General features: G+C 71.0%; 10 protein-coding genes. 3 read left to right on the top strand and 7 right to left on the bottom strand.

What is annotated here, in order from left to right; all coding sequences use genetic code 11:
- Window positions 1-4 precede the first annotated feature (4 nt).
- Complete coding sequence (locus tag ASF40_RS18760; RefSeq protein ID WP_082497210.1) at window positions 5-460, top strand: hotdog fold thioesterase; 456 nt, start codon at window positions 5-7, stop codon at window positions 458-460.
- A gap of 63 nt (window positions 461-523) precedes the next feature.
- Here ASF40_RS18760 and ASF40_RS18755 read toward each other — a convergent pair whose 3' ends face one another.
- Complete coding sequence (locus ASF40_RS18755; protein WP_082497200.1) at window positions 524-2,095, bottom strand: alcohol dehydrogenase catalytic domain-containing protein; 1,572 nt, start codon at window positions 2,093-2,095, stop codon at window positions 524-526.
- A 3-nt stretch (window positions 2,096-2,098) separates the two neighbouring features.
- Window positions 2,099-3,676, bottom strand: a complete 1,578-nt coding sequence (gene fadD5 / locus ASF40_RS18750; protein WP_056371950.1) for a fatty-acid--CoA ligase FadD5 — start codon at window positions 3,674-3,676, stop codon at window positions 2,099-2,101.
- A 196-nt stretch (window positions 3,677-3,872) separates the two neighbouring features.
- On the opposite strand from fadD5, the gene ASF40_RS18745 reads away from it, so the two are divergent.
- Entirely contained in the window at window positions 3,873-5,102 is a 1,230-nt protein-coding gene (locus ASF40_RS18745) for a TetR/AcrR family transcriptional regulator (protein WP_056371948.1), read from the top strand.
- A gap of 15 nt (window positions 5,103-5,117) precedes the next feature.
- Here ASF40_RS18745 and ASF40_RS18740 read toward each other — a convergent pair whose 3' ends face one another.
- A complete protein-coding gene (locus tag ASF40_RS18740) occupies window positions 5,118-6,608 on the bottom strand; it encodes an aldehyde dehydrogenase family protein (RefSeq protein ID WP_056371945.1) in 1,491 nt (496 codons plus the stop codon).
- A gap of 150 nt (window positions 6,609-6,758) precedes the next feature.
- On the opposite strand from ASF40_RS18740, the gene ASF40_RS18735 reads away from it, so the two are divergent.
- Window positions 6,759-7,370 (top strand): TetR/AcrR family transcriptional regulator, encoded by a 612-nt coding sequence (locus ASF40_RS18735; RefSeq protein WP_045298384.1) that lies wholly within the window; start codon window positions 6,759-6,761, stop codon window positions 7,368-7,370.
- A gap of 235 nt (window positions 7,371-7,605) precedes the next feature.
- Here the strand turns inward: ASF40_RS18735 and ASF40_RS18730 are convergent, their stop codons facing one another.
- Genes ASF40_RS18730 through ASF40_RS18715 form a run of 4 tightly spaced genes read right to left on the bottom strand, consistent with a single transcriptional unit; the run spans window position 7,606 to window position 13,189 of the window.
- Window positions 7,606-8,601 (bottom strand): NAD(P)H-dependent flavin oxidoreductase, encoded by a 996-nt coding sequence (locus tag ASF40_RS18730; protein ID WP_056371941.1) that lies wholly within the window; start codon window positions 8,599-8,601, stop codon window positions 7,606-7,608.
- Window positions 8,594-10,783: a 3-hydroxyacyl-CoA dehydrogenase NAD-binding domain-containing protein gene (locus ASF40_RS18725; protein ID WP_056371940.1), complete on the bottom strand. Its 2,190-nt coding sequence runs from the start codon at window positions 10,781-10,783 to the stop codon at window positions 8,594-8,596. Before ASF40_RS18725 ends, ASF40_RS18730 begins: the two co-directional genes overlap by 8 nt.
- A 40-nt stretch (window positions 10,784-10,823) precedes the next feature.
- Window positions 10,824-12,026 (bottom strand): acetyl-CoA C-acetyltransferase, encoded by a 1,203-nt coding sequence (locus tag ASF40_RS18720; RefSeq protein WP_056371937.1) that lies wholly within the window; start codon window positions 12,024-12,026, stop codon window positions 10,824-10,826.
- 11 nt (window positions 12,027-12,037) lie between these two features.
- Window positions 12,038-13,189 carry an acyl-CoA dehydrogenase family protein gene (locus ASF40_RS18715; RefSeq protein ID WP_056371934.1) on the bottom strand — a complete coding sequence of 384 codons (1,152 nt, stop codon included), beginning with the start codon at window positions 13,187-13,189 and terminating at the stop codon, window positions 12,038-12,040.
- Window positions 13,190-13,359: the final 170 nt, after the last annotated feature.

Below are 13,359 nucleotides of genomic sequence, written 5' to 3'. Positions count from 1 at the left end.
GGCCGTGAGCCTCTGGTTCGGCGACATCGCCGCGGTCGATCTGTCGGCGATGGCGCCGGGCACGCTCATCGAGAACCTCGGCATCGAGATCGTCGAGATCCGCGACGACGCGCTGGTCGGACGGATGCCGGTGGACCACCGCTCCGTGCAGCCCGCGGGTGTGCTCCACGGCGGGGCATCGGTCGCGCTCGCCGAGACGCTCGCGTCGTGGGCCGGCTACCTCGCCGTGGACCGTGAGCGGTTCCACGTCGTGGGCATGGAGATCAACGCCAACCACCTGCGCCCGATCTCGTCCGGCTGGGTAATCGGCACGGTCACGGCGATCAATGTGGGGCGTCGCGTGCACGTGTGGGAGATCCGCATCGCCGACGAGGCCGGCCGCCTCGTGTGCGTCTCGCGCTGCACACTCGCCGTCATCGAACAGCGCAGCACCTACGCGACTCCCGACGCGCGCGCCTGAACCGGATGCCTCGACCCGCGGTCGGCGTCCGGGCTCCGCGGCTACGGGACGCCGCAGCATCCGTCATTCGCGCAGGGCGACCGGGCGGTCCTCCACGTGCTCGAGGACGAAGTAGAAGGCGCGGCCGCGGTCGTCGGTGTCGCGGCCGGTCATGACGCCGAACACCGTGCCGGGCCCGAGCCGCACGAAGTGGTCGATGATCGGCTGCCCGTCGTAGACCATCGACGCCGTGGCGACGCCGTCGTGCACGATGGTGCGCAGCGTCGCACCTCCGCGGGCGAGGCCTGCGTCGGCGACGAGCGTGCCGTCCTCGGTCTCGCACACGAGGGGTGCGACGTCATCGTCGGAGCGGAAGAGCTTGCCGTACCACCGGCTGCGCTCGAGCAGTCGCCCGGCGCGGTGGCCGCGCGTCGCGGCCCAGCCGCGCCAGAGCCCGCGCAGTTCCGCCGTCCGGACCGGGGGGAGCGAACGCCACAGCGCCGCGAGGTCGTCGTCGGGCACGCCGTCGCGGAGCCGGTCGACCAGAGGGCGGACGGATGCGGCGGACGCAGCATCCGTCACCATCTCCATCTCGAGCACCGGCTTGACGACGCGTCCCGCGCGGGCGTCGGCGATCGCGGCCTGCGCGTCGGCGAACGCGTACGTGCCGATGAGACGCTCGACGGGGAGCCGGCCCGCGCGCCACAGCGCCGCCAGCAGCGGCACGTCGCGGGCGACGTCGGCGTCGCCCTCGATCACACCGGTGAGAGTGCGGCCCCACAGCAGGCGCGATTGCGACACGGTCATCGGGTTGGCGCCCGGCTTGAGCGCCACGGTGGCGGCGATGCCGCGCGGCGCGACGGCGGCGAGGGCGGCGTCGATCGACGACTGCGTGCCGGCGGTGTCGAGCACGTGGCTGAACGACGGGGCGGGACGCTGCGCCGCGAGGTCGCGGGGGGAGAGCGCCTCGGTCGCGCCCACCTCGAGCGCGAGGACGCGGCGCGCCTCGACCGGGTCGCTCACGACGATGCGCGTGACGCCTCGGTGCGCCGCAGCCATGACCGCCGCGAGCCCGGTGGTGCCGGCGCCCAGCACGAGAAGCGCATCGCCGGGTGCCGGGCGCAGCACGTTGAGCACCGTGCCGGCGCCGGTCAGGATGCCGCAGCCCAGCGTCGCGGCCACCGCCCAGGGCACGTCGTCGCCGATCGGCACCACGCTCGACTCGTGCACGACGACGCGGGTCGCCCAGGAGGACTGAGCCATCCACGCGGTGGTGACGCGCTCGCCGTCCTCGGTGGCCGCATCGGAGCGCGGGGCGTAGTTGAGCTCGGCGAAGCGGTCGCAGTACGCGGAGTGCCCGTCGCGGCACGAGTCGCACGCGCCGCACGACCCGAAGCCGAGCACGACCCGATCGCCGGGTCGCACGCGCGCGACCTCCGCGCCGACGGCTTCGACGATGCCCGCGCCCTCATGGCCGAAGACCGCGGGGAAGCGATTGCCGGCTCCGCCGTCGATGCCGAACAGGTCGGTCGGGCAGACGCCGGAGGCCATCACCCGGACGACGAGTTCTCGCGGGTCGGGGGAACGCAGGACGACGTCCGTGAGCGCGACGGATCCGCCGCGCTCACGGACGAGCGCGGCCACAGCAGCTGTCATGGCCTACGCGGGGGTGAGCTCGCGGTCGGCCGCGCGCAGCGCGACCTTGTTGACCTTGCCGCCGGCGTTGCGGGGGAGGGCCGGCACGACGACCAGCGCCTTGGGCTGCTTGAAGCGCGCGAGCTTGTCGCTCAGCCACGCCTGCAACTCGTCGATCGTGAGCTCCTCGCCCGGTGCCGTCGCGACCGCCGCGACCGGGACCTCGCCCCAGCGCTCGTCGGCGCGGCCGTAGATCGCGACGTCGAGGATCTTCGGGTGGGCGAACAGCACGTTCTCGACCTCGGCGCAGTAGATGTTCTCGCCGCCCGAGATGATCATGTCCTTCTTGCGGTCGACGACCCACACGAAGCCCTCGTCGTCCTGGCGGACCAGGTCGCCCGAGTGGAACCAGCCGCCCTCGAAGGCCTCCGCGGTCTCGGCCGGCTTGCGCCAGTACCCCTTCATGAGGGTGGGTCCGCGGTACACGATCTCGCCGACCTCACCGGGCGCGACGTCGTTCATGTCGTCGTCGACGACGCGGTACTGGATGGTGGGGATCGGCCGGCCGACGGACCCGAGCTTGCGGAGGGAGTCCTCGCCACGCAGCACGCACGTGATCGGAGACAGCTCGGTCTGTCCGAACACGGCGACGTTCGTCGCGTGCGGGAACATGTCGGCCATCGCGTGCAGCAGTGTGTCGGACGCGGGAGCGGCGCCCCAGCTGATGATGCGCAGGTGCAGGTCGCGCTCCGCGATGCTCGGGTCGGCGCAGATCACCTGCCACTGCTGCGGCACGTTGAAGACGATCGTCGCCTTCTCGCGCTCCCACGCGTCGAGCAGCTCGGTGGCATTGAACGCGCCGAGCGGGTGGATCACGGTCGGGATGCCGAGGATGAAGTTCGGCGCGATCGACCCGAGGCCGGCGATATGGAAGAGCGGTGCCGTCAGGAACGAGATGTCGCTCTCGTCGACGACGTTGTTCGCGCGGATGCAGGTGATCGACTGCGCGTAGAGGTTGATGTGGTCGAGCATGGCACCCTTCGGACGGCCGGTCGTGCCCGAGGTGTACATGATGAGCGCCGTCGTGTCTTCGGGGATGTCCGGCGCCTCGAAGCCCGCGGGGTCTTCGGCGACGAGGTCCGCCCAAGACTGCTGGCCCTGGCCGGCGTCGCCGATCACGATGACCCTCTTGATGCGGTCGGTGATCTGGGCGACGGCGCCCACGAGCGGGGCGAGCGGTCCCTCGACGATGAGCACGTCCGCGTCGGCGTCGTCGACGATGTAGGCGATCTCCGGCGGCGTGAGCCGGATGTTGATCGGCACGGCGATCGCCCCGATCCGGTTGATGCCGAACACCGAGATCACGACCTCGGGGCGATTCAGCGTGAGCAGCAGCACGCGGTCGCCGGCGGCGACGCCCCGGCGCGCGAGGGCGGCCGCGAACGCGTCGGTGCGGTCCCGCGTCTCGCGCCATGTCGTGGTGGCGCCGAGGAAGCGGAATGCCGCGGCATCCGGCTTCATCTCGGCGTGCGTGGCGACCTGGTTCATCCAGTGGTTGCGCCGCGCGGATGCGGGGATCGCGGTGGGGGCGGAATCGTTCATCGAGTGGCCTCTCGTCACGTCATCGTCAACGGATGCCGCGACCCTGCGGCACCGGTGGCTCGTGTCGAGTATGCCAGGCGTGGCGCCGGATGTCACGACCTTTTGTTAATTGAAATTCACATCGGGCGACGCGCCGGAAGTGAACACGGCCTCGCATTCGGGGCAGCCCGCCGAAGCCCGCGAGTAGGCTGTCCGCATGCCCGCTGCCGCGCCTCCCGCCTCACGCACGAGGCCGCGGGACCGCAAGCGCCGCATCGAGGAAGCCGCCGCCCTCGCCTTCGCGCAGAACGGCTATCACGCCGTCGCCATGCAGGACATCGCGGCGGCCGTCGGCATCTCGGCGCCCGCCCTGTACCGGCACTTCCCGAACAAGTACGCGCTGTTCGTGCAGACGGCGTTCACTATCGCGCACCGCCTCATCGAAGACACCGACGCGGCCGCCGCGCTTCCGCTCGACTCACCCGATGACGCGCACGCGGCCCTCGACGCGCTCGTCGACGCGGTCATCGCGACCACCGTCGAACTCCGCGCGACCGGCGGGATCTACCGGTGGGAGGGGCGCTACCTCGAGCACGACGACCGCGAGCTGCTCACCTCCGAGTTCCGTCTGCTCCGTCAGCGGTTCGAGGCGGCGCACGTCGTCTACCGCCCCGAGGTCGACGAGACCGATCGCAGGCTCCTCGTCCTCGGCGCATTGAGCGCAGTCGCGAGCATCACGGCGCATCGCACGGTGGTCGGTGCCAGGGCCTTGCGCAGCCTCCTGGCGGGGGCCGCGTGGCGCGCGCTCGACGGCTCGCTTCCGGCTCCCCACACGGTGGCGGCGACGGATGCTGCGCCCTCGCCTCCGCCCGACGACGAAACCGCTTCCGAGCAGGGGCGTCGGGCGCGCCTCATCGACGCCGCGATCCGGCAGTTCGCCGCGCGCGGCTACAACGAGGTCACCATCGAGGACGTCGCGGTCGAGGTCGACCTCACGCCGTCGGGCGTCTACCGCCACTTCGACGGCAAGTCCGCGCTGCTGCTGGCCGCGTGCGAGCGGGCCGCGGTGGAGCTCGAGCGCGCAGCACTGCACGCGCGGGAGTCGGCGTCCTCGCCCGAGGATGCGCTGCGCCGCCTCTGCCGTGCGTACGTCGACCACACGTTCTCGCACCTCGCGCTGACGCGCATCTACTTCTCCGAGATCGGCAACCTCGCGCCCGAGGAGCAGCGGCGCCTGCGCGCGATGCAGCGGGCGCACATCGCCGACTGGGCGGCGCTGCTGCAGGCCGTGCGTCCCGAACTCGGCGGGCGCGAGGCATCCGTCCTCGTCCATGCCGGGCTGGGCGTGGTCGCCGACCAGGCGCCGCTGCTCACGGTGCGCGACGACGCCGCTGCTGCGCGGCTGACGCGCCTGGTCGAGATCGTGCTGGGCATCGACGCCCGCTGACGCCCCGGGGCCGGGTCAGCGCGCCTTGCCGTGGAGCATCGGGATCATGCGCTCGACCATGTGCATGTCCTTCGGGGAGCGCTCGAGCGTCAGCAGGTTGAGCGCCGCCTTGCGGGTCTGGCGCGCGATCGACTTCGGCACGCTGAACTCGCGCAGGCCGTCGGCGCCGTGGATGCGGCCGAAGCCCGACCCCTTGACGCCGCCGAACGGGAGCGCGCCGATGGCCGCGAAGCCGAGCACGGAGTTGATCGTGACGACGCCGGCGCACAGCTGCGCGGCGATGCGCTCGCCCTTCTTCGCGTCCTTCGTGAAGACGGCGGCCCCGAGTCCGTACTCGGTCGCGTTGGCGCGGGCGACGGCTTCGTCGAGGTCGGCGACGGCGTTGATGACCACGGTCGGTCCGAAGGTCTCGCGCTGCACGGCGTCGGAGTCCTCGGGGACGTCGACGAGCACGATCGGCGACACCGTCCGGTCGGCGACCGACTCGGGGCCACCGAAGACCGCCCTGCCACCGCGGGCGAGGGCGTCCTCGACGTGGGCGGAGACGACATCCGTCTGAGTGGCGAGGGTCATCGGCCCGTACGTCGGGGCGTCGCCGGTCACGACGATGCGCTTCGCACGCTCGACGACCTTGTCGACGAGGGCATCGCGCACGCGCTGCTCGACGTAGACGCGTTCGACGCCCACGCACGTCTGACCCGCGTTGCCGAGAGCGCCGAACGCGATGAAGTCGGCCGCGGCGTCGAGGTCGGCATCCGTCGCGACGATCAGCGCGTCCTTGCCGCCGCACTCGGCGACCAGCGGGGTGAGGGTCTCGGAGCACGCGGCCATGACCTTCTTCGCGCTGGCGGTCGAGCCGGTGAACGCGACCTTGTCGACGCCCGCACGCACCAGATCCGCCCCGGTCGCCCGGCCACCGGTCACGGCCTGGAGCACCGGCCGGTCGCATACCTCGCGCCACCTCTCGGCGACCCACACGGCGGTGCCGGGTGTCAGCTCGCTCGGCTTGAAGACGACGGCGTTGCCGGCCGCGAGCGCGTACGAGATCGAGCCCATCGGCGTGTAGAACGGGTAGTTCCACGGGCCGATGACGCCGACGACGCCGTAGGGCACGTACCCGAGCGTCGCGTGCTGGTTGTAGTTCACGAGCCCCGCCTTGACCTTGCGCCGCTTGAGCACCGGCTCCGCGTTCTTCGCCGCCCAGTCGAGGTGACCGAGCGTGAGCATCACCTCGAGGAGGGCATCGCCGTCGGACTTGCCGGTCTCGCGCGCGATCGTCGCGGCCAGCGCCTTCGCGTCGCGCGCGATGGCCGCCTTGAACGCGATGAGCACGCGCCGGCGCTCGGAGTACGAGAGACCCGCCCACCACGCCCCAGCTTCGCGGGCGCGCTCGACGGCGCGCCGCACGTCGTCGGCGGACGCCACGGGGTACGAGGCGATCGGGCTGCCGTCGCGGGGGTCGGTGGTGGTGAGGACGGACGTGCCGTCGTCGTGCAAGAGGGTCATGTCGGGTCGTTTCCATCTCGTCGCCGAGACTCGTCGTTGAGGACGGGAAGTGAATGGCGATTCACAGTATCGCCGCCGTGTTCGCGCCGCAAGGGTCCGCACGAAGATTTTCGAATCCTGGTTAGAATGTGGGGAACGAGAGGGGTCCGGGTGTCGCAGAGCAGCGAGGACGGAGCGACGGCGAAGTCGCAGCGCACGCGTCAGCGCATCCTGGACGCCGCCGCCCAGGTGCTCAGCCGCAAGGGCTATGCCGGCACGAGGCTCACCGACGTCGCCGACGTCGCCGGGGTGCAGGCCCCCGCGATCTACTACTACTTCGGCTCGCGCGACGACCTCGTCGAAGAGGTGATGTGGGCCGGCGCGCACCGCGTGCGCGTGCACGTCGAAGAGGTGATCGCGGCGTTGCCCGACGACGCCACGCCCCTCGACCGCATCCTCGCGGCGGTCGACGCGCACCTGCGCTACGAGCTGCAGATCTCGGACTACACGACGGCGTCCGTCCGCAACGCGGGGCAGGTGCCCGAGCACCTGCGCGTGCGCCCCGCCGCCGAAGAGGCGTCCTACAGCCGCATCTGGCGCGACCTCTTCCACGCCGCCCAGGATGCCGGCCAGCTCCGGCCCGACCTCGACATCAACATCTTCCGCCTGCTGCTCCTGGGGTCCATGAACTGGGCCGTGGAGTGGTGGAACCCCCGCACCCGCAGCCTCGACGACCTCGTCCGCCAGACCCAGGACCTCGTCCGCCACGGCGCCGGCGCCTGACCCCGCCCCGTCGACCCCGCAGCCTCCGCTGTTCCGCAGTCACTTTGTGAGGGTCGCGCGCCGTCTGGCCCGCACAAGGTGACTGCGGAACAGTTCCGTCCTCTGTTCCGCAGTCGCTTTGTGAGGGTCGCGACGCCGTGTGGGCCGCACTTTGTGACTGCGGAGCGGGGCTCGGGACAGCGAGGGGGACGGATGCCTCGGGACGAGGCATCCGTCCCGCGGGGGGAGTCCGCCGTCAGGTGAACAGCGACAGGCGCTGCGACAGCACCGCGTGGGCCTGCGACACCGTGTGGCGGACGACCTCGCCGGCGGGCGGGATGTCGTGGATCAGGCCCTGCACCTGGCCCACGGTCCAGATGCCGGCGTCGAGGTCGCCGTTCTCGAAGACCTTGCGGCCGCGGGCGCCGGCGACGAGGTCGCGCACATCGGGGAACTGCCCGCCCTCGGCGAGGATGCGCACCACTTCGTCCGACACGGCGTTCTTCGCGACGCGCGCGGTGTTGCGCAGCGACCGGAAGATGAGGTTCGTGTCGAGCTCGCTCGCCTGGACGATGCGCTCCTTCACCGCCTGTGACACGGGCGACTCCTCGGTGCACATGAACCGCGAGCCCATGTTCACGCCGTCCGCACCGAGCACGAGGGCCGCCGCGAGACCGCGGCCGTCGGCGAACCCTCCGGAGGCGATGAACGGGATGCTGAGGGCATCGGCCGCGGCCGGGATCAGGACGAGCCCCGGCACGTCGTCCTCGCCCGGGTGCCCGGCGCACTCGAACCCGTCGATCGACACCGCCGTGACGCCGACCTTCTCCGCCTTGACGGCGTGCCGCACCGACGTGCACTTGTGGATGACCCGCACGCCATGCTCGCGGAACATCTCCATGTGCGGCTCGGGGTTGGCGCCGGCCGTCTCGACGATCGTCACGCCCGCGTCGACGATGGCGCGGCGGTACTCGTCGTACGGCGGTGGGCTGATCGACGGCAGGATCGTGAGGTTCACGCCGAACGGCTTGTCGGTCAGCGTCCGCGCGCGCTCGATCTCGTTCACGAGATCGGCCGGTGTCGGCTGGGTCAGGGCGGTGATCATGCCGAGGCCGCCGGCCTCCGAGACGGCTGCGGCGAGCTCGGCCCGGCCGACCCACATCATGCCGCCCTGCACCACGGGGTGCTCGATGCCGAGCGCCTCGGTGAAGCGGGTCTTGAGTCGCGGCTCGGCGAGCGTCGTGTCACTCATAGATCTCACCCGCCTCGGCCTTGGCGATCAGCGAGGCCGGCGGAAGGAACCGGTCGCCGTAGCGCTCGGCGAGCTCGCGAGACCGGGCGATGAAGCCGTCCAGCCCGCCCTCGTACTGGTTGATGTACTGGAGCACCCCACCGGTCCACGCCGGGAAGCCGATGCCGTAGATCGACCCGATGTTGGCGTCGGGCACCGAGGTGAGCACGCCGGCGTCGAGGCACGCGACGGTGTCGAGGGCCTCGGCGAACAGCATCCGTTCCTGCAGGTCCTCGAAGGGGAGCACCGTGCGCCCCGAGCCGTACTTCTCGCGCAGGCCCCGCCAGATGCCGACGCGCCGGCCCGACTCGTCGTACTCGTAGAAGCCGCCGCCGGCGCGCCGCCCGGGGCGCTCGGCGTCGAGGACCATCCAGTCCATCACCGCTTCGGACGGATGCTCCACCCACACCGCTCCGGAGGCCTCTTCGGCGGCGCGCGTCTCGAGGCGGATCTTGCGTGACAGCGAGATGGTCAGCTCGTCGAGGAGCTGCAGCGCGCCCGCCGGGTACCCGGCCTGCAGCGCCGCCTGCTCGACCGACGCGGGCTCGACGCCCTCGCCGACCGCGGCGACCGCCTCGGCGATGAACCGCCCGATGACGCGAGAGGTGAAGAAGCCGCGGGCGTCATTGACGACGATCGGCGTCTTGCGGATCTGCTGGACGTAGTCGAACGTCTTCGCGAGCACCTCGTCGCTGGTGCGCTGGCCGCGGACGATCTCGACGAGCGGCATCTTGTCGACAGGGGAGAAGAAGTGGATGCCGATGACATCGTCGGTGCGCTCCACGCCCTCGGCGAGCAGCGTGATCGGCAGCGTCGAGGTGTTCGAGCCGAGCACCGCATCGGGCTCGACGAGGTGCTGGATCTCCTGGAACACGCCCTGCTTGACGGGCACCGATTCGAACACGGCCTCGATCACGAAGTCCACGCCGGCGAAGTCGGCGGGGTCGGCGGTCGGCGTGATGCGCGCCAGCAGCGCCTCGGAGGTCGAGGCCGTCGTGCGCCCCCGCGCGAGCGCCTTGTCCTCCAGCGCCCGCGAGTAGTCCTTGCCCTTCTCGGCCGCCTCGAGGGTGACGTCCTTCAGCACCACTTCGATGCCCGCCTTCGCCGACACGTACGCGATCGCGGCGCCCATCATGCCCGCGCCGATCACGCCGACCTTCTTCGCCCGGTACTTCGGGAAGCCGCCCGGGCGCGAACCCCCGGCGTTGATGTGCCCGAGATCGAAGAAGAACGCCTTGATCATGTTCTTCGCGACCTGGCCGTGGGTGAGCTCGACGAGGTAGCGGGTCTCGACCTTCGACGCCGTCTCGAAGTCGACGTACGCGCCCTCGACCGCCGCGGCCATCGCCGCGCGGGGTGCGGGAAGCGGCGCGCCCTTCAGCTGCTTGCGCAGCGAGGCCGGGAACGCCGGCAGTGCACCCGCGAGCGACGGCGAGTTCGGCGCGCCGCCCGGGATGCGGAAGCCCTTCGCATCCCACGGCTTCACGGGCGCCGGGTTCGCGGCGATCCACGCCTTGGCGGCCGGCACGAGCTCGTCCGCCGACGGCACGAGCTCGTCGACGATGCCCACCGCGAGGGCGTCCGACGGCGAGAACTTCGTCGCCGGCAGGATGACGTCGGTCAGCGCCTTCTGCAGCCCGAGCATGCGCACGAGGCGCGTGATGCCGCCGCCGCCGGGCAGGAGGCCGAGCGACACCTCGGGCACTCCGAACTGCGCGCCGCGCACGTCGGCGGCGATGCGATGGTGCGCCGCGAGGGCGACCTCGAGGCCGCCGCCGAGCGCCGTGCCGTTCATCGCCGCGACGACGGGCTTTCCGAGCACCTCGAGGCGGCGCAGGTCAGCCTTGACGGCGTCGATGTGGGCCGTCTCCTCCGCGGCCCGCGAAGGGTCCGCGGCGCGCAGCAGGTTCAAGTCGCCGCCGGCGAACCAGCTCTTCTTCGCCGACACCAGGATGACCCCGCGGACGTCGTCGCGCTCCGCTTCGAGCCGGTCGGCTGTCGCCTTCAGCGCCGTGACGAAGTGCGGGTTCATGGTGTTGACGCTGCTGTCGGGGTCGTCGAGGGTGATGACGACGTCGCCGTCGGCATCCTGCTCCCACGCGTATCCCTGGTACACGGTCGTGTCGTCGATCGTGGTGCTCATAGGTGTTCTCTTTCCGTGAATCGGTCCAGGCGGATGCGGCTCAGACCCGCTCGATGACGGTGGCGATGCCCATACCGGCGCCGACGCACAGCGTCGCGAGGCCGCGCTTCTGGTCGCGGCGCTCGAGCTCGTCGAGCAGGGTGCCGAGGATCATCGCGCCCGTTGCGCCGAGCGGATGCCCCAGCGCGATGGCGCCGCCGTTGACGTTGACCTTGTCGTGCGGGATGTCGAGATCCTTCATCCACTTCATGACGACGGCGGCGAACGCCTCGTTGAGCTCGAAGAGATCGATATCGGATGCTGCGAGCCCCGCCCGTTCGAGCGCCTTGAGCGTCGCGGGGGTCGGGCCGGTGAGCATGATCGTCGGCTCGGAGCCCGTGACGGCGGTCGACACGATGCGGGCGCGCGGAGTGAGCCCGAGCCGCTCGCCGGCCTCCTTGCTGCCGATCAGCATGAGTGCGGCGCCGTCGACGATGCCCGACGAGTTGCCCGCGGTGTGGACGTGATCGATGCGCTCGACGGCGTGGTACTTCTGCGTCGCCACGGCGTCGAAGCCCGCGTTCTCGCCCAGCGCCTCGAAGGCCGCGGGGAGGTTTCCGAGGCCCGAGGTGTCGGGGCGGCGGTGCTCGTCGGTGTCGAGCAGCGTCACGCCGTTCTGGTCGCGCACCGGCACGACGGATCCCTCGAACCGCCCCTCGCGCCACGCGGTGTCGGCACGGCGCTGCGACTCGGCGGCGTACGCGTCGACGTCGTCGCGCGAGAAGCCCTCGAGGGTGGCGATGAGGTCGGCGCCGATGCCCTGCGGCACGAAGTACAGGTCGTAGTTGGTGGTCGGGTCCTGCGCGTAGGCGCCGCCGTCCGAGCCGATCGGCACGCGAGACATCGACTCGACGCCGCCGGCGAGCACGAGGTCCTCGAAGCCGGAGGCGACCTTCTGCGCCGCCACGTTGACGGCCTCGAGGCCCGACGCGCAGAAGCGGTTGAGCTGCACGCCGGCCACCGTCTCGGGCAGGCCTGCGACGAGCGCCGCGGTGCGCGCGATGTCGCCGCCCTGCTCGCCGATCGGCGACACCACGCCGAGCACGATGTCGTCGATGAGCGCGGGGTCGACCCCCGGGTTGCGCTCGAGGACGGCGTGGATGAGCCCCACGACGAGGTCGACGGGCTTGGTGCCGTGCAGCGCGCCGCCGCGGTTCTTGCCGCGGGGCGTGCGCACGGCGTCGTAGATGTAGGCGTCAGCCATGTGGTCTCTCCTCACAGTCCGAGGCCCCGGCCGACGATCTCTTTCATGATCTCGGTCGTGCCGCCGTAGATGGTCGTGATGCGCGCGTCCTCGTAGTCGCGCGCGATGCGGTACTCGCGCATGTAGCCGTAGCCGCCGTGCAGCTGCAGGCAGCGGTTCACCACCTGCACGAGCTGCTCCGTGGTCCAGAACTTGGCAGCCGCGGCGTCCTCGGCCGACAGCTCGCCGGCCGAGTGCAGGCGGATGCACCGGTCGATGTACGCGCGGCTGACATCGGTCGCCGTCACCATGTCGGCCAGCTCGAACCGGGTGTTCTGGAACGACCCGATCGGCTTGCCGAAGGCCTTGCGGTCCGTGACGTAGGTGAGCGTGCGCTCGAGCACGCCCTCGCTGGCGGCGACCGCCGCGGCCGCGATCGACAGGCGCTCCTGGGGAAGATTGCGCATCAGCCCGATGAAACCGGCGCCCTCGGGTCCGAGCAGGTTCGCGGCCGGCACCCGCACGTCTTCGAAGACGAGCTCGCTGGTGTCCTGCGCGTGCAGCCCCACCTTCTCGAGGTTGCGCCCGCGCGAGAAGCCGGGGGTATCGGTCTCGATCACCAGCAGGCTGAGCCCGCGGTGCGGGTCGTCGCTCGTGCGCACGGCGGTCACGACGAGGTCGGCGTTCTGTCCGTTCGAGATGAAGATCTTCGTGCCGTTGACGATGTAGTCGTCGCCGTCACGCACGGCGGAGGTGCGGATGCCCGCCAGGTCGCTGCCCGTGCCCGGCTCGGTCATCGCCACCGCGACGATGAGCTCGCCCGCAGCGATGCCGGGGAGCCACCGCTGCTTCTGCTCGTCATTCGTGAGATCGGTGAAGTACGGGATCACGATGTCGTTCGACAGCGCGATGCCCGCCATGCCGTCCGACACCGGGTTGTGCGCGAGCTCCTCGCCCATGATCGCGTGGAACCGGAAGTCGTCGGCCCCACCGCCGCCGTACTGCTCCGGGATCGCGAAGCCGAGGATGCCGGCCTCCGCCGCCTTCGTGAACAGCCATCGGTCGACCTTGCCCTCGGCGCTCCAACGGTCGGCGTTCGGCCTGGCGTACTGCTCGACGAACGCTCGCACCACCTCTCGGAACTGCTCGTGGTCCTCGTCGTAGATGTCTCTCTTCAGCGTCATCGCCGAACCTCCGTGTCGCGGATGCGGCGTCATCGCCGCGAAGCATGTTTTTATTATGCATTAGAAACTGGATGCTGCAACCCGGTGCTTCCCGCCGGATCACAGGGTTGTGCCGGTGGGATTTCTTACGCACGATTAAACGCAGGCGCCGTAGCCGCATCGGCGACGAC

It is taken from the genome of Microbacterium sp. Leaf288, from assembly GCF_001422925.1.
Lineage (GTDB): Bacteria > Actinomycetota > Actinomycetes > Actinomycetales > Microbacteriaceae > Microbacterium.
The sequence above is the reverse complement of the archived record's forward strand: the minus strand, read 5'-3'. Positions and strand labels throughout refer to the sequence as shown.

Bases quoted from the DNA above. Each gene is read 5' to 3' on its own strand.
- ASF40_RS18755 (WP_082497200.1), bottom strand. From the start codon at position 2,095: ATGACAGCTGCTGTGGCCGCGCTCGTCCGTGAGCGCGGCGGATCCGTC.
- ASF40_RS18720 (WP_056371937.1), bottom strand. From the start codon at position 12,026: ATGGCTGACGCCTACATCTACGACGCCGTGCGCACGCCCCGCGGCAAG.
- ASF40_RS18730 (WP_056371941.1), bottom strand. From the start codon at position 8,601: ATGAGTGACACGACGCTCGCCGAGCCGCGACTCAAGACCCGCTTCACC.
- ASF40_RS18740 (WP_056371945.1), bottom strand. From the start codon at position 6,608: ATGACCCTCTTGCACGACGACGGCACGTCCGTCCTCACCACCACCGAC.
- fadD5 (WP_056371950.1), bottom strand. From the start codon at position 3,676: ATGAACGATTCCGCCCCCACCGCGATCCCCGCATCCGCGCGGCGCAAC.
- ASF40_RS18745 (WP_056371948.1), top strand. From the start codon at position 3,873: ATGCCCGCTGCCGCGCCTCCCGCCTCACGCACGAGGCCGCGGGACCGC.
- ASF40_RS18715 (WP_056371934.1), bottom strand. From the start codon at position 13,189: ATGACGCTGAAGAGAGACATCTACGACGAGGACCACGAGCAGTTCCGA.
- ASF40_RS18725 (WP_056371940.1), bottom strand. From the start codon at position 10,783: ATGAGCACCACGATCGACGACACGACCGTGTACCAGGGATACGCGTGG.